The following is a 17433-nucleotide window of genomic DNA, read 5'->3' on the forward strand; positions in this document are numbered from 1 at the left end:
TAATCAGCTTGAAGGTTTCTTGAGAAAAATAGCCGTTGGATACCCAATTGTTTTTGATTTTTTCTTTATGAGCCAATTTCATTGTTTCTATAGCCAGTTCTAAAAATATTGTCGGTTCAGTGTAAGTGTAAGAGATTGAGGGGGTGTTAAACTTTTTTGCTTCCCTAATAATTTGCTTAGGTGTTTTTTTAAATGACATTTTAAGCCAGTAATTTTTATTTTTTCCTTCTTTGGGAAGTTGGGAAATGGTCCAATTTTGGCACCACAAGCAATGAAAGTTGCAACCAGCAGTAGCAATAGAAAGAGAAAAGGTGCCGGGCATAAAGTGATAAAAAGGTTTTTTCTCTATGGGGTCAATTTCTTCAGCAATAAGATAGGGATAGTTTAAAGCAACCAGCTTTCCTTTTTTGTTCTCTCGCACTCCGCAGATCCCTCTTTGTTTGGGTGAGAGCAGGCAGTAGTGATTACAGGTAAGGCATTTTACTTTTTTGTTTTCAAGTTTTTGATAGAGAATTGATTCCCTCATTGTTTTAATTGTAGCAGGAATTAAGTTGTTTTTGTTTCAAGGGGGAATTATAATTGGTTTAGCTATGCTTATTTCCGCTGTTATTTCTCCTCATCCACCAATTATTATTCCTGAAGTTGGAGGAGAGGAAACAAGGAGGGTTAAAAAGACTATTTCTGCTCTTAAAAAACTTAATCAGAAATTCAAGAAACTAAAACCTGAAACAATAATTATTGTTACTCCCCATGGTTTGATTTATCCAGATAGTTTTAATGTTTGCGCTATGCCGTTTCTGCGGGGTAGTTTAGCTCATTTTGGAGCCCAAATGGAAAAAACCTATCAAAATGATTTGGAATTGGTTTATGCCCTAAATCAGGAAGCACAGAAGGCAGATATCCCAATAGTACCTTATGACAATGGCAAAGAAGCCTATGAGATTGATCATGGGGTTTTGGTCCCCCTTTATTATTTAGCAGAAGGGTTAAAGGTTAAGGTTGTGCCTATCACTTATTCCTATCTTTCTGTGCCTAAACATTTTAGTTTTGGCCAGCTTTTAGGTGAAGTTGTGGGTAAAACAGAAAAAAAGGTTGCTTTTGTGGCTTCTGGGGATTTGTCCCACCGTTTAAAATACAGCCAATATGGATATGTGAGAGAAGGAAAAATTTTTGACAAAAAGATAATTGAATTTCTCAAAAAAGGAAATACTAAGGGGATTCTTTCTTTGGATGAAAACTTAATAGAGTCTGCAGGGGAGTGTGGTTATCGTTCAATTGCAATAATGCTTGGTCTTTTGGATCAAAGGAAATGGCAAGGCAAAATCCTTTCTTATGAGGCCCCTTTTGGTATTGGTTATTTAGTGGCAGACATTGAATTTAGCTAAAAGGGATTGATGTCAATTTTAAGTTTATCTGAAGAGAGGATCTTCTTTAATTTTAAAGAAGGCTCTTTTTTTAAAGTAGCAAGAATATAAGTAGTCTCTTGGTTAGCCAATTCATAGCAGGCTTTTATTTCCGGGCAGTTTTTGAGCTTTTTAATAAGGATTTTTCTTTTTTGGATATCTTTGGGAATTATCTTTATTTCTTTATAAAAAGGAAAAAGTTTGTGTTTTTTTCTGATTGCCAACCAGTGTTTAAAAAACCACTCAAAGTCAAAATGGAGTGTGGCTACAGTCAAGTAGTGTTCTGGGGTAAAAGTTTGGAGAACTTTCTTTTTGCCTTTACCTAAAGCAGAGAGTGTAAAATAGAAGGTTTTAAAAGCCATCATTGGGTCCGGCAGACTAAGCCCAATCTCGAGCAGGCTGACTATTGAAAGGTTAAACTTTGGTTCTAAATTTAAACCGGCGCTGGAAGCTACAATAATTTGGCCTGTGGGCTCTTTTTTTTCTCTGGTAAAAATGCTCACCAAAGCTTCAGGGAATAGTTGTTTGAGGTCGTATTTTATTCTTTCAAGGCCAAAAGAGTGGGTTTTGAGTTTTGGGCTCTGGCAAGTTGGGCAAAGAGCCGGAGGGAGAGCATTTTTTTCCGCATACATTGAAAATCCGCAGTCTTGGCAGAGAAAGAGTTTGGCAAAACCGAGGCGATTGTGAAATACAATAGCCTTTTTATCTTTTTTAATGCTCTTTTGTAAGGCTTGTTCAGTGTAAAATCCTATAAGATTGTTTTCTTTGTTCAAATCAACTAAGTGGACGGAGTTGGGTTTAAACACTTTTCTGAAAAATGTTCTTTTGTTTTTAGTTTCAAGATAGGTTTCTGGGTCAGGGAGGAAGCCAGAGAGAATGATTTTAATTTTTAGAATTTTAGCTAATTGTTTGGCCAAAAGGGTGGTGTTTATTTTAGGGTCTTGTTCTTGTTTAAAATTGGGATCAGCCGGGTCATTTACTAAGATCAAACGTAGGTTTTGAAAAGGCAAAAAAACCGCTTTTTGGGAGCCGATAAACACTCCCTTTTTGCTTTGGCGGGCTAAAACCCAGGCTTGGTATTCTTGGGTGCGAGTAAGGTTATCTAAGACTTTAGCTTTGAATTTTTTAGCTAATTTTTTAGCCAGCCAGTGGTTTAGGTTGGGAAAAAGGAGGAGAATTTGACCTTTTTCACTTTCATTTTCAATGAATTGAGAAAAAATTTTTTCTCTTTGCCGCTCGTCTGCTTGGTAAAAAAAGGAGGTGAATTTTTTTCCTTTTTTAGTTTTTGGCAGTGATACTGGTTCTTTAGTAGCCAGGCGTCGGGCAATTTGGGGCAATCCCCAGAAAATTGTTTTTCCTAAAGAAGTGAAGTAGTATTTGGCGGAAAATTCTGCGAGTTTAATTTGCGGTTCTTCTAAAAGAGGAAAGTAGTCAATAATTTTGCTAATTGGCTTGATTTTTTTTAAAGGAAAGTTTGGTTTGCTAATCTCTCTGAGGACAAAGCCTGTTAGCTTTCTCCCTCTGAAGTCTACTTCTACGAGAGTTTTGGCTGGGATTTTTTGTTTGTGTTTGTAAGTAAAAATATCTCTTTGAGTAGTTTTGGTGTTCACTACCACTTGGTAGAAATAAAGAGTTTTTAACTTACTCTTTTTCTTTGTATCGTTGGGTTTTGAAGACATAGAGATCGTATTTTTCTTTGGGTCCAATTTTTCCTTTTTTTAGGCAGATTGATAGTTGTTGATGAGGTGTTTTAATACCTTCAATGTCAGGTAAAAGTAGACCCATTCTTCCATCAGGGGTTTTTGCAATCAAGCCTAATTTTTTGGGGTTAAGTTTAGAGAATTTTGTTTTTTGGGGTGAGCTAAGCAAATCTACGCTGAATTTTACTTCACTAAGCTCTGCTTCAGAAAGAGGGGGAAAACGTGGGTCAGAGAAGGCAGCGCAAAGGGCGTTTTGACATAGTTCTTCCCAAAGAGTTTTTTTAACAGGAAAAATCGTGCCAATACAACCTCTTAAGTCATTATTTCTTTTGTGGTGCAAACTAACAAAACAGGCTTTGGGTTTTCTTAAGAAAGGAGGCAGTTTAGCAAAAGAGGGGAGAGATTGTTTTTGCAGAAAAGTTTTAACGACAAGACGGGCGAGTTTGGGTAAATCTTTCTGACTTAAAGAACTTATATCTTTCATACTTACAACTTAACTGAGCTGCTTTTCAAAGTAAAGTTAAGTTATCCCTTTTTTAGAGGCTGATGTCAATCTTGACCAGATTTTTTGTTTTGCTATGCTTTTAAGTACTATGTTGAGCGAATCTTTTCTTAATAAGCAGAGAGAAAAGCTTTTAAAGCAGCAGGAAGAGCTGCAGAAGCAGCTTAAGGAGTTGAGAGCCAAGAGAAAGAGAGGCAGAAGGTTTTTGGTAAGGTTTCCGGTTTATGGTCGCGATGTAGATTCTGATGTGCAAGAAGTTCAGGATTTTTCTGAAAATATCTCTTTAGAACGGCGTCTTTCAGAGCTTTTACGGGAAACCAAGATGGCTTTGCGTTTGCTTAAAAGGCGGAAATATGGATTGTGTTTAGTTTGTGGTAAACCTATTCCCCAAGCGCGCCTGAAGGCTTATCCAGCAGCTATTACTCATGCTGGTTGTAAAAAACCTCCCCGATTCTGGCATAAGATTTGGCGTTTTGCTAAAAGCAAATTAGTTAATAAAAAAAAGAAAAAGTGATTGCTATTTTTGCTCTTTTATCACTAATATCAGACCAGTTAGTAAAGTTTTTGTTAGAGAGGTTTTTGCCTGATTATGTAGTCATAACCTCTCAAACTTTAGTTTTTTCTAATACAGCGGCTGGAGTTATTAGTGTATTGTTTTTGGTTTTGCTTTTTGGCCTTTATTGGCGGGACAGGGATCTTATTGAGAGTAATTTGTGGGCGAGTTTGGGAATGGGTTTTTGTTTTGGCGGTGCTGTTTCCAATCTGGTGGATCGTTTAACTAGAGGAGGGGTGTTGGATTTTGGTTTGTCTTCTGTTAGATCAAATTTGGCTGATATTTTGCTTTTGGTTGGTTTATTTCTTCTTTTTGGCTTTTATTTTTCTCGTAAGGATACAGAGTCTGTTTAAGAAATCAGGTCAAATAACCACAGGGTTAGTTGGGAAATATAAGGAGTATGGGTTTCTAAGATATAAAGCCCAGCCAAAATTAGAATAGAAAGACTGATTGCTAAAATTAAAGGCTTGGGTTCCAGAACATAAAAACTATTTATTTTATTAGTTTTTGGAGAGGTTTCAATGCTATAGGCCTCTGGTTTTGCTTCGTTAATTTCTCCTTTGGCAATTTTTTGTTGCAATTCTTTGATTTTGCGCTGGATTTCTTGTTTGTTGATTTCTGTCATCAGAGTTATTTTAAAAACATAAAGAGGGTTAAGCAAGAGCAAACTATTATTTTGCTTGCTTTTTTTCTCATTTCTATCTATTATTTAATCTATATGTCTGATTTAGAGATCGCTGAAGTGGTAGTAGCGGTTTTGCTGGTTATTTTTGTGCTTTTACAGCAGCAAGGCACAACTTTAGGTGGTGCTTTTGGTGGGGAGAGTGTGGTTTATCATACGCGGCGAGGTATTGAGAAATTTCTTTTTGTTGGCACTATTATTTTGGGTTTAGCTTTTGTTATTTTAGCTTTGCTTAATGTCATCTACTAAGTTTTTTGCTTTCTTTTCTTCTTTTTTTCGTGTTTGTAGGAAGAGTGTCTTGCGGGTTTTGTTTTTTGGGGACCGCCTTTTGGCTAGTTTAACTTTCAAGGAAAAGAAATTGATTTTGGTGTTGCTTTTACTTTTTATTGTTCTTTGGTTTGCCAGAGGGATAGAGATTTTTAATGAGCTGCAACCAGAAGCGCCTGTTTACGGAGGGGTTTATAAAGAGGTTAGTTTTGGTAGTGTAGAGAACTTTAATCCTTTTTTTGCTGAAAGCAGGGTAGAGAAAGATGTTTCTCGCATTCTTTTCCTTTATTTAGTTGACTACAACGAAAAAGGTGAGCTAAAAGGGCAGATCTTAAAGAAATTTAATTTTAAAGAATCTCAGGGAGAACTTGTGTTTCGTTCTGATATTTATTGGCATGATGGCACAAAGGTTGGGCCTGATGATTTTTTGTTTACTCTTTCTTTGTTTAAAAAAGTTAAGGCTTTAGCTCTTTGGGGGAAAACTTGGAGCAAGATTAAAGCCAAAAAAGTTGCCTCTGATAAAGTTGTTCTTTCTTATTCTCAAGAAGAAAAAATAGAACCAAAGTTATTAAGGTTCCCTCTCTTGCCTGCACATTTGCTTAAAGATAAGGATTTGAGCCGTTTGCAAGGTTTCAACTTTAATCTTCAGCCTGTAGGAAACGGTCCTTTTAAGTTTGCAGGTATTCAAAGATTAAAAACAGGAGATTTGATAGTAAAGCTTTCGCGTTTTGATAGTTTTCCTTTTAAAAGCTATTTGAAAGAAATACAGATTATAGTTAAGCCATCAATAGATGAAGCCAGTTCTGCGTTTAAGTCTCTTCCTTTTTCAGGTTTAGGTCAAATGCTTTTATCAGAAGCCAAAGATTTTAAAGACAAAAAAACAACCTTTCATCTTGTTTCCCTTTCCCAGTACACAGCTGTTTTTTATAACTTAAAGAAGGAAAAATTTAAAGAGCTTAAGGTGCGTCAGGCTTTAGACAAAGCTATTGACAGGGAGAAAATTGCGGCCAATATTCCCTTTATTGAGCTAACGTCTCTTCCTTTGCCTGCTGGAGCCAAAAAGACAAAAACAGAGTTTGACACTAAAGAAGCTCGTTCTCTTTTGTCAGCAAAGAAGTTGGAGATCAATCTTCTTTACAGCGATTCTTATCCTTATAATGAAGTAGCTTCTTTGTTGGTTGAATTTTGGGAAAAGGCAGGGGTAAAGGTGGTTTTAATTCCAATGGATGAGCTTTCTTTAGCTGATAGGGTGTTTAGCGGTGATTTTGAAGCCGTGCTTTGGGCTGAGGCTATTGGTAGGGATTGGGATTTGAGTCGTTGGTATTCTCAGAGCGAATTGAACTTTTCTGGTTTTGCTTCGGAAAAAGTGGATAGATTATTGGCAGAGGCAAACAACAAGAGAGAAGAGAAGGTTGAAATTGCTGAAGCGGTTGCTTCAGACTATCCGGCAAGTTTTCTTTTTTCTGTTCCTTACATTTGGGCTACTCGGGGGGTAGGTGGGGCTTCTTTGAGCATTCAAGGGGATCAGCCTTCAGATAGGTTTAAAGAGGTGTCTCAGTGGTATTTAGCTCCTTCCAAGTAAGGAGTTCTTGATTGCGTTATATTTTGTTTGTAGAATAAAAAAGAGCTCTTATGGGTTAAGTTGGAAGTAAAGTTTTAAAATTTTAATTTTGTGCCGGGGTAGCTCAGTGGTAGAGCACAGGTCTGAAAAACCTGGTGTCGGCGGTTCGATTCCGCCCTCCGGCATAATTTATAAATTTAATTGTAGTTGTTTTGAGGTTTTTAGAGTAATAGTTGTTTAATTGGCGTGGTGGCCGAGCGGTTAGGCAACGGTTTGCAAAACCGTGTACCCGGGTTCAAATCCCGGCCACGCCTAATTAATTCCAAAATCTCGGGGTGTGGCGCAGTTGGTAGCGCACAGGGCTGGGGGTCCTGTGGTCGCGGGTTCGAGTCCCGCCACCCCGATAAAGAGCTAAAATTCCTTTTTTGCGGGCTCGAATCCTGTCTGCCCTGCCTGCCCTGACTGCCGTCAGGCAGGCGGCAGGCAGGGGTATACGCACAGGCCTGGGGAGCTTGGCGTTTTCCCCGCACCTTGTTACTAGAGTGTTTGTTAAGGTATTATTTTAATTATTTGCCCAGGTGGCGGAATTGGTATACGCACAGGCCTGAGGAGCCTGGCTCGTTTTCGAGCATGGGGGTTCGAGTCCCCCCCTGGGCATAGTTAGACAAAAGTGTTTGCCGAGGTAGCTCAATGGTAGAGCAGCCGCCTTGTAAGCGGCAGGTTAAGGGTTCAAGTCCCTTCCTCGGCTTAAGCTTATTTGTATTATTTTTTATGAATTCTTCTTTGTGGCTTAAAGCTTCATTTTGGTTTGATGCTCAACCTTCAGCCGATTTTTGGTTTAAAAAGCCCTCTTTGTATTTAGCTTTGGGAGTTTTAGTTTTTTCCTTTGTTTACTTGACTTTAATGTCTATTTTGTTTAAAAATAGCAAAGCACAGCGTATTTTAAGAGAGGAGATATTTTACTTTCTCTTTACTGTCAGTTTCTTGTTTTTGCTAGTGTGGTTTTTTAGAAGCCAAAGCGTGGCTTACTTGGGTTGCCCTTTTGCCTTTTTGTTAGTAGGGTTAATTGCTTTGGTCTGGATTATCTATCTAATTAAAGTGGTGGTTAAGGTTTTTCTGCCTCTTCGGAAAGAGGAGAAGGAGTGGGAGAGAAAAAAGAAGTATCTACCTCGGGCAAAAACTAAAAACTAATGATGCCAACAGCTGCTAAAAAAACTAAGACCAAAAATCTGCCGCTTTATGATTTATCTTTATTTAAAAAAGGCAGCAAACTTGAAGGTGTTATTTTTGCTATAGAGCAAAATCGGGTATGGGTTGATATTGAGGGAAAGTTTGTGGGCTTTGTTCCTAAACAGGAGGTCAGCGATGAAAAGGCAGTTGAGATTGGGAGTAAAGTTGAAGTTTCTGTATTAGAACCTTCGGATGATGAGGGTAATTTAGTTTTGTCAATGCGTCCGCTAAACAAAGATGAGGTTTGGGCTTATCTTAAGAAAGCTTATGAGGAAAATGAAATAGTTGAAGTTGAGGTGAGCCAAGCTAATCGCGGAGGCTTGATTGTTTGCAAAGAGAATGTTTGTGGGTTTTTGCCTGTGTCTCAGCTGACCTTAAAACATTATCCGCGGGTAGAAGGAGGCGATAGAGAGGAGATATTAAAGAGATTGCAGAGTTATATAGGTAAAAAGTTCAAAACCAGAGTTATTAACTTTGATTATGATCCGGTAAAGCTTATTTTTTCTGAAAGAGCAGCTGAAGAAGAAAGACGCCTAAAACAAGTCCAAAAATTGAAAACAGGAGAAGTTTTAGAAGTGGAGGTTACAGGAATTGCTGATTTTGGTCTCTTTGTCAAATTTTTAGATGATTTAGAGGGTTTAGTTCATATCTCTGAAGTGTCTTGGGAAAGAGTAGAAGATCTCAAAAGCCAGTTTGAAATCGGGCAAAAATTAAAGGCTAAAATTGTTTCTATTGAAAATGGTCGGGTGGCTTTATCTTTAAAGCGGATGAGTAAAGATCCTTGGTTGACCAAAGTAAAAAAGTTCAAAGTTGGCACCAAGATAAAAGGTAAAATCAAAAAAGTTGTTCCTTTTGGAGTTTTGGTCAGGGTAGAGGAAGGGATTGAAGGTCTGGTTCCTCTTTCGCTTTTGCCGGTGAAATTTGGTATTGATTTGGAAGCGACTTTTAAAGAAGGAGAGGAGTATGAGTTTAAAATTAAAGAAATTGATCCTGAAAACCACCGCTTGATTCTTGTTTACCCTTCTCTTTTGCCAGAAAAGGTGGAAAAAGAGAGGGAGATGCTCAAAAAAGCCAAACTTTCAGCAGAGCTGATTAAAAAGATTATTAGCCAAGGCATAGCTATCAAAGAGTTGGAAAAAATGAAGGAAGAGGAGTTGGCAAAGGTTCTTAAAATTAGTTCTAAGTCAGCTAAAAGTCTTAAAAAAGCAATTACCAAAAAGTAATTTATGATTATTAAATGGTTTGGGCAAGCGTGTGTTCAGATTAAAACCGGGAACAAAATAGTTATTATTGATCCCTTTAAAAATATTGGCTTAAAAATGCCTAATTTTAGGGCTGATATTGTTTTGGTAACCCATAATCACTTTGACCATAACAATGTTTCAGCGATTAAGCCTAGAGAAGGAAAGAAAGAGTTTGCTTTTTTTGAAGGAGCAGGAGAGTTTGAAGCTGAAGGGATAATTATAAGAGGTATCCCTGCTTGGCACGATAATGAGATGGGCAGAAAAAGAGGGAAGGTTTATATGTATTTGCTTCAAAGTGAGGGTATAAATATAGCTCACTTGGGTGATATAGGGCAGAAAAAACTATATGAAGAACAGGTAGAGGCGCTTAATAATGTTGATATTTTATTTATCCCTGTAGGCGGAGTTTACACAGTAGGGGCAGAGGAAGCATTTGAGATTGCTAATCAGATTGATCCTAAAATTATTGTTCCTATTCACTACAAAATTAAGGGATTAAATATTGATCTTGAACCTGTAGATAAGTTTTTAGAGCTAGAAGGCAAGCATCCCCAGCCGCTTAAAGAGTTGAAGGTAGAAAAAGAAAAACTGGCTCGGCAAGAAGAAAGAGAGGTGGTTTTGCTTGAACCTGCTAAGTAACTTACTTTGGACAGACAATTGGCAGTTTCCCTTTTGTGTTATAATAGTAGGCGATGTTTTGGCGCAGAAAACAGAAAAATTTAGCTTTAGCTTTGGATATTGGTACAGAGTTTGTTAAGACTTTGATTTTTGAAGTTAAAGAGGGAAAAGCAGAGATAATAGGGGCTGGCAGAAAGCGTCAGCGTCTTGGCGATATGCAGGGAGGTGCGGTTAGAGACATTAAAGGCGTTATCCAGACCGCGGAGTTGGCTATTGAAGAGGCAGAGAAAGAGGCACAAAGTCAGGCTCCCAAGGCGATTTTAGGTATTGCGGGTGAATTGGTAAAGGGGGCTACTACAATTGTTCACTACACTCGCCTTAATCCCGAAAAGGAAATTACTTTTAAAGAGCTGGCTAAAATTATCCGTCGTGTTCAGGAGGAAGCCTTTAGCCAAGCCCGAGAGATATTAGCAGAAGAAACTGGACACTCTTCTGTAGAGGTTAAATTAGTTAATTCCGCTATTGTAGAGGTTAAAATAGACGGATACAGAGTTAATAACCCTATTGGTTTTAAGGGCAAAGAGGTGGTTGTAGGTGTTTTTAATGCTTTTGCCCCACTTGTACATTTAGGAGCTTTGCAGACTATTGCTGATGAATTGGGTTTGGATTTGCTTTCTATTGCTGTTGAGCCTTATGCTGTAGCTCGGGCTTTTATTGAGGAGGGGGATTATTCTGCTATTTTTATTGATATTGGCGGCGGCACTACTGATGTAGCTGTAGTCAGGAAAGGAGGAATTGAGGGGACAAAGATGTTTGCTTTGGGCGGCAGGGCTTTTACTAACCGTATTGCCCAAGAGTTAAATCTTTCTTTTTCCGAAGCAGAAAAAATAAAGCTTAAATACTCCGCAGGTAATGTGGTGCCAGAAATAAAAAAGAAAGTGCAAAAAGGGTTTAGGAGAGATGTTTCTGTTTGGGCAGAGGGGCTTAATCTTTCTTTGGCTGAGTTTGTTGATGAGGATCTTTTGCCTTCGCGGATATTCCTTTGTGGGGGTGGGTCGCTTTTGCCCGAGATAAAGAAGCAGCTGCAAAAAAGTGATTGGCGCAAGGGCCTTCCTTTTGCCCGTTCGCCTAAAGTAGAGTTTTTGAGCTTAAAAGGCATTTCTTCAGTAATTGATCGTACTGGCCGTCTTTCTGCCCCAGAAGATATTACCCCCGTAGCTTTAGCTTCTTTATCTTTAGAATTAGTTGGTGAGGAATCTATATTAGATGAAGTATTGTCTCAAGCTGTTAGGGCATTAAGAACATAAAGATTTTATGGGAAAAGCAAAAAAAATGGAAATTGTTTATCTAGAACCTGATGAGGAAATCCCTTCAGTTATTAGTCGTTTAGAAGAAACAAAATCAAAAAAGGTGGTTTTGGTAATACCCAAAGAAGCGATTTTAACCCACAGCATTATCAATCTGAAGCTTTTGCAAAGAGAGGCTAAAAAGCTAAAAAAACAAGTGTCGGTGGTAACTGCAGATGAAGTAGGGCAAAACTTAGCCCGAAAGGCAGGTTATTTAGTTTATAGTTCTCTAAAAGAACTCAATAGCGGAGGAACTTCTCCAGTTGAGTCCCCAGGACCTGAAAAAGGTTTTAGAAAATCTATTGATATCTCTGCACCTCGTCCAGATGGAAAAAGCGTTTTAAAGTCTAGGAGGAGTAAAACAAAGGAAGTAAAACGCAAATCCAAAACAAAGAAATCTGTTTTTAGCCGCTGGCAAAAAGTTGTTTTGTTTGTCGGGTCTTGTTTTGCTCTTATAATTTTGTTTTTTGTTCTTTATCTTTATATTCCTAAAACAACAGTTACTCTTTATTTAAAAGGTGAAGAGCAAACAAGGGATTTTGCTTTAGTTTTATCTTCAAATCCTCAAGAAAAAGAGGTCAAAGCAGAGGTTGTAAGCAAAGAAATAGAAAAAGAAAGCAAGGGTGTAGCCAGCGGAGAAGAGGAAATAGGAGCCAAAGCCAAAGGGGTAATTACAATTTACAACTATTGGGATTCCACACCTCAAGTTTTAGTTGCTCAGACGAGGTTTCAATCAATCTCTACCAACAGAATTTTTCGCATTCAAAAACAGATTACTGTTCCTGGTACAAGTATATCCCAAGGTCAAATTGTTCCCGGTACTCTTGAAGTGGAAGTTATTGCTGATGAGGTAGGGGCTGAATACAATATCGCTCCTGACAAGTTTATTATCCCTGGTCTTCCTACTGCTAAGCAGTCCAAGATTTATGCTGAAAGTAAGGTTCCTATGTCAGGAGGTTATAAAAAGAAAATAAAAGTGGTTACTGAAAGTGATTGCCAAACTCTTTTAAATAAGCTTAAAGAAGAAGCCAAAGAGGAGTTTGCTAAAGAAGTCAAAAAACTAAAAGATGAAGACTTGGTCAAAAGAGATGATTTTGTTTTTGAAAAAGTAAAAGAAGAGGTTTGTTCACCAGCTGTAGGAGATGAGGCCACTGCTTTTACGGGGAGAGTTAAGATAGAGTTTAGCTTTTTTGCTTTTTATGATAAAGATTTGAAAACAAGACTTAGAGAAGAGGCAGAAAAAGTTTTGAGTCCAGCCAAGGAGTTGGCCCAAAGTTCTTTTTCTAAGATGGGGTTTAAGGAGAAAAATCTTGATTTCGAAAACAAAAAGCTGCGTCTTAAGATCAGCACCAATCTTGTTCTTTTGCCTAAATTGAATTTAGAGGCTTTAAAATCTAACCTTGCTGGGCGTTCTAAACAGGAAGCAGAGAGCTATTTAAACTCCTTTGAGGAGATTGAGAAAGCAGAAGTAAGTTTCTTTCCTTCTTTTTGGCAAAAAATACCTTCCCGCCCCTCTCAGATTAAAGTAGAGCTAAAAACAGAGTAATTTTATGAGAAAAAAAGTTATCTTGGTTTTTTTATTAGTTTTTACTGGTTTAGTTGTTTTTTGCTTTTGGTGGTATTGGCAGGGTCTAAAAAGCAAGGGTGGAAGTATAGTCAAGGAGGTTGAAATACCGGCTCAAATTGGAGATGAAGAAGTTTCAGTAATCCTTTTTCGTGAGGGGTTAATCAAGTCTCCTTATGTTTTTCGGATTTATGCTTTTCTGACTGGTAAAGACAAAAAAATAAAAGCCGGCACCTATCTCTTAAACAGCGATCTTTCTGTGCCGGAGATATTAGACACTTTAGTTCAGGGAGAGGTTTTAACCTATAAAGTAACAGTTCCTGAAGGTTTGAGTATTGAGGAAATTGATATTTATCTAAAGGAAAAATATGCTCAATATGGTTTTCAAAAAGGAGATTTTAAAGAGGCAGTTAGGAGTTTTATTGCTGAAGCAAAAGAAAAATTTCCCGCAGTTGCTGATAAGATAGAAGAGTTTGGTTTGGAGGGTTTTCTTTTAGGAGATACCTACTTTTTAAAAACTGACAAAGTGGCCCAAAGATTGGTCTCTAAAATGATTTCTAATTTTGAAAACAAAGCTTGGTCTGTACTAAATCAGGATTTAAGCAAGCCTCTTTCTGACCCTTATCAAGCTTTGGTTTTAGCTTCTTTGGTGGAAAAGGAAGCAAAGACAGAAAAAGATCGACGCTTGGTAGCTGGGATATTTCTTAAACGTTTAGAAAATAATGATTTTCTTCAGTCCTGTGCTTCTATAAACTATGTTTTGTCAGAGAAGAAAAAGGTTCTCTCCAGCAGTGATTTGTCTATTGATTCGCCTTATAATACCTATAAAAACAAAGGTTTGCCACCAGCTCCTATTGCTTCTCCAAGTTTAGAATCAATAGAGGCTGTTTTTAGTCCTCTTTTTTCTCAATACTACTATTTTCTTTCTGACCAAAATGGAAAGCTTTATTTTTCTGCCACCTACGAGGAGCACCTAAAATTGAGGGAGAGAATTATAGGGAAGGGTGATTAAAGTTTTTTATCGGGTTTGCAGAGTTGTGCAGCTGTGGAGTGTGTTTTTATTAAAAGTGATATAATATCTAACGGAAAGATGTTTGAACTTAGATATAAATCACAGAGCTTTTTATCTAGAAGAGTTTTTATAAGGGGTTTTTTGGTTTTCCTTGTTTTTTTTCTTCTTTTAAGCATAGTTTTAGAATTTATTGTTCCCCAGAGCAGTTTAGCAGCCCAAAGTTTTTATGCTTCTTACAATACAACTTTGGATGCAGATGAATCGTTAGGTTCTGCCACGGCTTCTACCAGCTCCTCCTTTCCCTCTTTGGTTTCACCGGGATATGGTGGTTCGGGACAGGCAGTTAGTTTTACTGAAGGACAAACTCTTTATTACTCCCTTGATAACAATTTAAATCCAGCCGAAGGGCAGTTTTCCATAAAGTTTAAACCTGAGTTTAATTTTCAACGTCAGATTCCCACTCTTCCCGGTATAGCTGATTTATACTTTGATCAGGAAAGCGGTTATTTATATATTGCTGCTTCAAGGTATATTAGCGACAGTTCTAGTATAGTTAAACTTAAACCTGATCTCTCAGATTTTGAGTTTATAGGTGGGGCAAATGTTAAAAGCTTAGCTACAAGAATTTGGGGGATATGGTATGATTCTCCTTCTCAATTTATTTATTTTACTGATGAGCGATACGGCAACAGGGTCGGCAGGATTAAAATTGATGGAACTCAATGGAAATTGTTGGGAAGTTATGGATCAGGCGAAGGACAATTTAATAGACCTGAAGGTATTTGTAAGATGGGAGATTATCTTTATGTAGCTGATAGTTATAACCATCGTTTAGTGAAAACTGGTACAGATCTTTCCGGTTCAGAGTGGGAAACATTTGGTAGTTATGGCTCGGGTCAAGGGCAGTTTTATCAGCCAGGTGATATTTTTTGTGATACCAATACAGGTTATTTGTATATTGCTGATACTCTTAATAACCGGATAATCAAAACAAAATGGAATGGTGTAGGTTGGACAGAGGTAGCAACAGGAGTCACCAGCCCAACCAATATTTGGTATGATTCCACTTCTAATTATGTTTTTTATGTACGCAATGGAGCAGTGGGAAAAATTAAATCTGACGGTACTGGAAAGCAGGAATATGTAAGGGGTGATACTGTAGACAGCACAAGATACGATTATGGAGGAGTAGCTATAGATGCTATTAATCAAAAAGTTTATGCTTCTACTCTTTACCACTTTGGTTTTTTGTATGAAATCCCTTTTGCTTTTAATTCTCGAAGCAGGCTTTTGACTGTTTTGAGTGATGCTAATACTCAGGATGATCTGACTTTTGATAATCCCAATACAGTTCAGTTGTTAAATAGTGGCAATATATTGGTTAAGGATGCAGGGGGGATTCATGAGATTAGTTTAGATAAAAAGTATCGGCGGGATTTTTACTGTGCGGCTAAAGATAAATGTTTTCTTATTGATAGATCTAGTTGGGGAGGGGGAGATTTTATTTATAGTGAAACAGAGGGAGTGATATATGCAGTTAATAAAGGAAAACTCTATGCTTTTAAAATGGATGGCTCTTTTTATTCATTAGGGAGAGATTTGCCGACTGATATGTTGGGTATGGCTTATGATAGATTTTCAGGTTATTTTTATATTTCCAACACCCATGACTACTTGATGAAAACTAATTTTGAAGGATCTTCATCTGAAACTTGGGGGAGTTATGGCTCGGGTGTGGGGCAGTTTGTTAACCCGCAAGGGATATGGTATGACTCCTCTTCCGGATATTTATATATTGCTGATACAGATAACCACCGCATTATTAAAACTAAATGGGGAGGCGAAGGTTGGACTACTTTGGGGAGTAATGGAGCAGGAGATTTGCAGTTTAATTCACCACGCGGTATTTATTATGATTCTGATTCAGACTATATTTATGTAGCTGATTATAATAATAATCGCATTGTTAAGACCAAAATTGATGGTACTGGCTGGACAGTGTTAGATGGTTTTAGTCTACCTTTTGATGTTTGGTATGACTCCTCTTCCGGGTATTTATATGTTTCTAACTATGGAGGCGAAGGAAGTATTGTTAAGACCAAAATTGATGGTACTGGCTGGGAATCTTTTGATGGAGAGTACAACCAAATACTTCTTTATGGTGTAAGCGCTTCAAATACAGAACCAAGATTGCAGATTGATCCAGTTAGAGGATTTATCTATTTTAATCCCAGTTTTGGTAATAAGTCAGGAGTTTATGTTAAGTTAGAAAACCTCTCTTCTGATTGGCATAGTTTGGATGTGCTTTATAAAGCAAGTTCAGGACAGATAAAGATGGTTTTAGATGGCAGCACTCTTTTAGACATTACTGAGGATTCTTGGGATACACCTGATTGGGGCAGTGTTTTTTATATAGGGGCTTCCGATACAGGCGGTCAATGGTTTAGGGGAAAGTTGGATGAGTTAGCAATTCAGAACATAGCTGATGTAGTTCCTCCAACCAATCCAGTCCAAATAAATGCTTATTCTAACTCCAGTAAAGAGAAAGAGTTTTCAGATGGGGGGTGGGGAAATGCTAATGCTCCAGAGGGACCGTATTTTGAGTGGTCAGAAGGTATAGATAATGAGTCTGGAATAGCTGGTTATTATGTTTATTTTGGAACTGATCAAAATGCTGATCCTGAAACAGCGGGAGAGTGGCAAACAGCAACTTATTTCACCAATTCTTCAGCTTTAACCTTGGGCACCACCTATTACTTGCGAGTTAAAACCCAAGATAATGCTAATAACAAATCAAATCCAGAAACTCTCTTCACCTACAAATTTGACAACCAATCTCCTGATCCTCCTGAATACGTCAATGTTTCCCCGCTGGGTTGTTCTACTACCAGCATTTTTACTTTCACTTGGCCTGAAGTATCAGATACTCACTCTGGTTTTGCTGGTTTTGAGTATAAGTTAGGTTCTCAAGGAGAAATTCAATTTACTACTCAAACTACTATCCAAGCCCCACCATATCAAGAAGGAGACAATGTCTTTTATGTCAGAAGTAAGGACAATGCTGGCAATACTTCTTCTTGGCAAACAGCCATATTCTGTTCCACAGGAGTAGCCCAAATCATTGATGGACCTTATGTTGAAACCGGCCCCAGTTCTATGGTGGTAAATTGGGTATCTAACAAACGCACTACTTCTTATGTCAGAGTCTATGAAGGCAATGAGTATGTTTCAGAACAAGGCCATACTGAGTATACCTATAGTCATGAAGTTAAAGTAGTAGGGCTGGAGCCAGAAAAATCCTACCGCTACCAACTCCGCTGGACAGATTCCTCAGGCAACTTAGGTGAATCCCAGTGGTATGAGACTAAAACTTCTGCTGCTCCTTCGGTTCGTAATTTTTCTTATTCTGTTTTCTCTACTTCAAGAGTTTTGTTAAGTTGGGAAACTTCAGAGTTAGCAACTTGTGCAATAGAGTATGGTTCAGGCAGTTTGGATCACTTAGTGGAGATATCTGGGTATGGTACTTCTTTTTCTAAAGAACTTACGGATCTTCAAGCAGGCTCTAATTATCAGATTAGAGTAGTGGCCCGAACTCAAGATAGGTTTCCTTTTTACTATAGCCTCACCTTCCAAACCCCCCCATACCCCTCCATCTCTTCTCTCACCTTCCAAGAACAAAAGGAAACACCTACTCCTACTATCTCAGTCTCTTGGAAAACTAATGTAGAAACTACTTCAGCTGTATTCTACA

Annotated in this window: 16 protein-coding genes and 5 tRNA genes; 17 read left to right on the plus strand and 4 right to left on the minus strand. The window is 38.0% G+C overall.

From position 1 onward, the window contains the following. Positions 1 to 526, minus strand: a 526-nt coding sequence (locus J7K05_00840; GenBank protein ID MCD6194741.1) for a radical SAM protein, incomplete at its 3' end; no start/stop codon positions are given. Between the two features lie 64 nt (positions 527 to 590). Here J7K05_00840 and amrB point away from each other — a divergent pair. Next, positions 591 to 1385: an AmmeMemoRadiSam system protein B gene (amrB, locus tag J7K05_00845; GenBank protein MCD6194742.1), complete on the plus strand. Its 795-nt coding sequence runs from the start codon at positions 591 to 593 to the stop codon at positions 1383 to 1385. Here amrB and J7K05_00850 read toward each other — a convergent pair. Both J7K05_00850 and amrA read right to left on the minus strand, forming a co-directional pair. After that, the gene (locus J7K05_00850) at positions 1382 to 3082 is read right to left on the minus strand and encodes a hypothetical protein (protein ID MCD6194743.1); all 1701 of its coding nucleotides are present in this window, start codon (positions 3080 to 3082) and stop codon (positions 1382 to 1384) included. The genes amrB and J7K05_00850 overlap by 4 nt on opposite strands. After that, on the minus strand, positions 3045 to 3587 hold the full coding sequence (gene amrA, locus J7K05_00855; protein MCD6194744.1) for an AmmeMemoRadiSam system protein A: 543 nt from the start codon (positions 3585 to 3587) through the stop codon (positions 3045 to 3047). The genes J7K05_00850 and amrA overlap by 38 nt, the downstream gene beginning before the upstream one ends. Positions 3588 to 3696: 109 nt before the next feature. Between amrA and J7K05_00860 the strand changes: the two genes are divergently transcribed. Both J7K05_00860 and J7K05_00865 read left to right on the plus strand, forming a co-directional pair. Then, positions 3697 to 4119, plus strand: a complete 423-nt coding sequence (locus J7K05_00860; protein ID MCD6194745.1) for a TraR/DksA C4-type zinc finger protein — start codon at positions 3697 to 3699, stop codon at positions 4117 to 4119. After that, positions 4116 to 4511, plus strand: a complete 396-nt coding sequence (locus J7K05_00865; GenBank protein ID MCD6194746.1) for a signal peptidase II — start codon at positions 4116 to 4118, stop codon at positions 4509 to 4511. Before J7K05_00860 ends, J7K05_00865 begins: the two co-directional genes overlap by 4 nt. Here the strand turns inward: J7K05_00865 and J7K05_00870 are convergent. Beyond that, the gene (locus J7K05_00870; protein MCD6194747.1) at positions 4508 to 4783 is read right to left on the minus strand and encodes a hypothetical protein; all 276 of its coding nucleotides are present in this window, start codon (positions 4781 to 4783) and stop codon (positions 4508 to 4510) included. The two genes, J7K05_00865 and J7K05_00870, sit on opposite strands and share 4 nt — an antisense overlap. Before the next feature lie 93 nt (positions 4784 to 4876). Between J7K05_00870 and secG the strand changes: the two genes are divergently transcribed. The 14 genes from secG to J7K05_00940 form a co-directional block, all read left to right on the plus strand. Then, positions 4877 to 5089: a preprotein translocase subunit SecG gene (gene secG, locus J7K05_00875; GenBank protein ID MCD6194748.1), complete on the plus strand. Its 213-nt coding sequence runs from the start codon at positions 4877 to 4879 to the stop codon at positions 5087 to 5089. After that, a complete protein-coding gene (locus J7K05_00880) occupies positions 5076 to 6689 on the plus strand; it encodes a hypothetical protein (protein MCD6194749.1) in 1614 nt (537 codons plus the stop codon). The genes secG and J7K05_00880 overlap by 14 nt, the downstream gene beginning before the upstream one ends. A 92-nt stretch (positions 6690 to 6781) precedes the next feature. Further along, a tRNA-Phe gene (locus tag J7K05_00885) sits at positions 6782 to 6853 on the plus strand. Between the two features lie 58 nt (positions 6854 to 6911). Beyond that, positions 6912 to 6982, plus strand: a tRNA-Cys gene (locus J7K05_00890). A gap of 17 nt (positions 6983 to 6999) precedes the next feature. Then, positions 7000 to 7072: transfer RNA gene (locus J7K05_00895), tRNA-Pro, on the plus strand. A gap of 168 nt (positions 7073 to 7240) precedes the next feature. Continuing rightward, positions 7241 to 7325, plus strand: a tRNA-Leu gene (locus J7K05_00900). A 19-nt stretch (positions 7326 to 7344) separates the two neighbouring features. Continuing rightward, positions 7345 to 7416: transfer RNA gene (locus tag J7K05_00905), tRNA-Thr, on the plus strand. A 23-nt stretch (positions 7417 to 7439) separates the two neighbouring features. Continuing rightward, positions 7440 to 7859, plus strand: coding sequence for a hypothetical protein (locus J7K05_00910; GenBank protein ID MCD6194750.1), 420 nt, complete (start codon positions 7440 to 7442; stop codon positions 7857 to 7859). Positions 7860 to 7861: 2 nt separating this feature from the next. After that, positions 7862 to 9121 (plus strand): 30S ribosomal protein S1, encoded by a 1260-nt coding sequence (locus J7K05_00915; GenBank protein MCD6194751.1) that lies wholly within the window; start codon positions 7862 to 7864, stop codon positions 9119 to 9121. A gap of 3 nt (positions 9122 to 9124) precedes the next feature. Next, positions 9125 to 9781: an MBL fold metallo-hydrolase gene (locus J7K05_00920; protein ID MCD6194752.1), complete on the plus strand. Its 657-nt coding sequence runs from the start codon at positions 9125 to 9127 to the stop codon at positions 9779 to 9781. Between the two features lie 53 nt (positions 9782 to 9834). Next, positions 9835 to 11067: a rod shape-determining protein gene (locus tag J7K05_00925; GenBank protein MCD6194753.1), complete on the plus strand. Its 1233-nt coding sequence runs from the start codon at positions 9835 to 9837 to the stop codon at positions 11065 to 11067. Between the two features lie 7 nt (positions 11068 to 11074). Beyond that, on the plus strand, positions 11075 to 12652 hold the full coding sequence (locus J7K05_00930) for a hypothetical protein (protein ID MCD6194754.1): 1578 nt from the start codon (positions 11075 to 11077) through the stop codon (positions 12650 to 12652). Between the two features lie 4 nt (positions 12653 to 12656). Beyond that, complete coding sequence (gene mltG / locus J7K05_00935) at positions 12657 to 13682, plus strand: endolytic transglycosylase MltG (protein MCD6194755.1); 1026 nt, start codon at positions 12657 to 12659, stop codon at positions 13680 to 13682. Positions 13683 to 13760: 78 nt separating this feature from the next. After that, the coding region (locus tag J7K05_00940; GenBank protein MCD6194756.1) for a hypothetical protein at positions 13761 to 17433 on the plus strand (3673 nt) is incomplete at its 3' end.

It is taken from the genome of bacterium (genome assembly GCA_021157605.1).
GTDB lineage: Bacteria > Patescibacteriota > UBA1384 > JAGGWG01 > JAGGWG01 > JAGGWG01.

Coding starts and splice junctions, on each gene's coding strand:
- amrB (MCD6194742.1), top strand. CDS start 591: ATGCTTATTTCCGCTGTTATTTCTCCTCATCCACCAATTATTATTCCT.
- J7K05_00850 (MCD6194743.1), bottom strand. CDS start 3,082: ATGTCTTCAAAACCCAACGATACAAAGAAAAAGAGTAAGTTAAAAACT.
- amrA (MCD6194744.1), bottom strand. CDS start 3,587: ATGAAAGATATAAGTTCTTTAAGTCAGAAAGATTTACCCAAACTCGCC.
- J7K05_00860 (MCD6194745.1), top strand. CDS start 3,697: ATGTTGAGCGAATCTTTTCTTAATAAGCAGAGAGAAAAGCTTTTAAAG.
- J7K05_00870 (MCD6194747.1), bottom strand. CDS start 4,783: ATGACAGAAATCAACAAACAAGAAATCCAGCGCAAAATCAAAGAATTG.
- secG (MCD6194748.1), top strand. CDS start 4,877: ATGTCTGATTTAGAGATCGCTGAAGTGGTAGTAGCGGTTTTGCTGGTT.
- J7K05_00880 (MCD6194749.1), top strand. CDS start 5,076: ATGTCATCTACTAAGTTTTTTGCTTTCTTTTCTTCTTTTTTTCGTGTT.
- J7K05_00910 (MCD6194750.1), top strand. CDS start 7,440: ATGAATTCTTCTTTGTGGCTTAAAGCTTCATTTTGGTTTGATGCTCAA.
- J7K05_00915 (MCD6194751.1), top strand. CDS start 7,862: ATGCCAACAGCTGCTAAAAAAACTAAGACCAAAAATCTGCCGCTTTAT.
- J7K05_00920 (MCD6194752.1), top strand. CDS start 9,125: ATGATTATTAAATGGTTTGGGCAAGCGTGTGTTCAGATTAAAACCGGG.
- J7K05_00925 (MCD6194753.1), top strand. CDS start 9,835: ATGTTTTGGCGCAGAAAACAGAAAAATTTAGCTTTAGCTTTGGATATT.
- J7K05_00930 (MCD6194754.1), top strand. CDS start 11,075: ATGGGAAAAGCAAAAAAAATGGAAATTGTTTATCTAGAACCTGATGAG.
- mltG (MCD6194755.1), top strand. CDS start 12,657: ATGAGAAAAAAAGTTATCTTGGTTTTTTTATTAGTTTTTACTGGTTTA.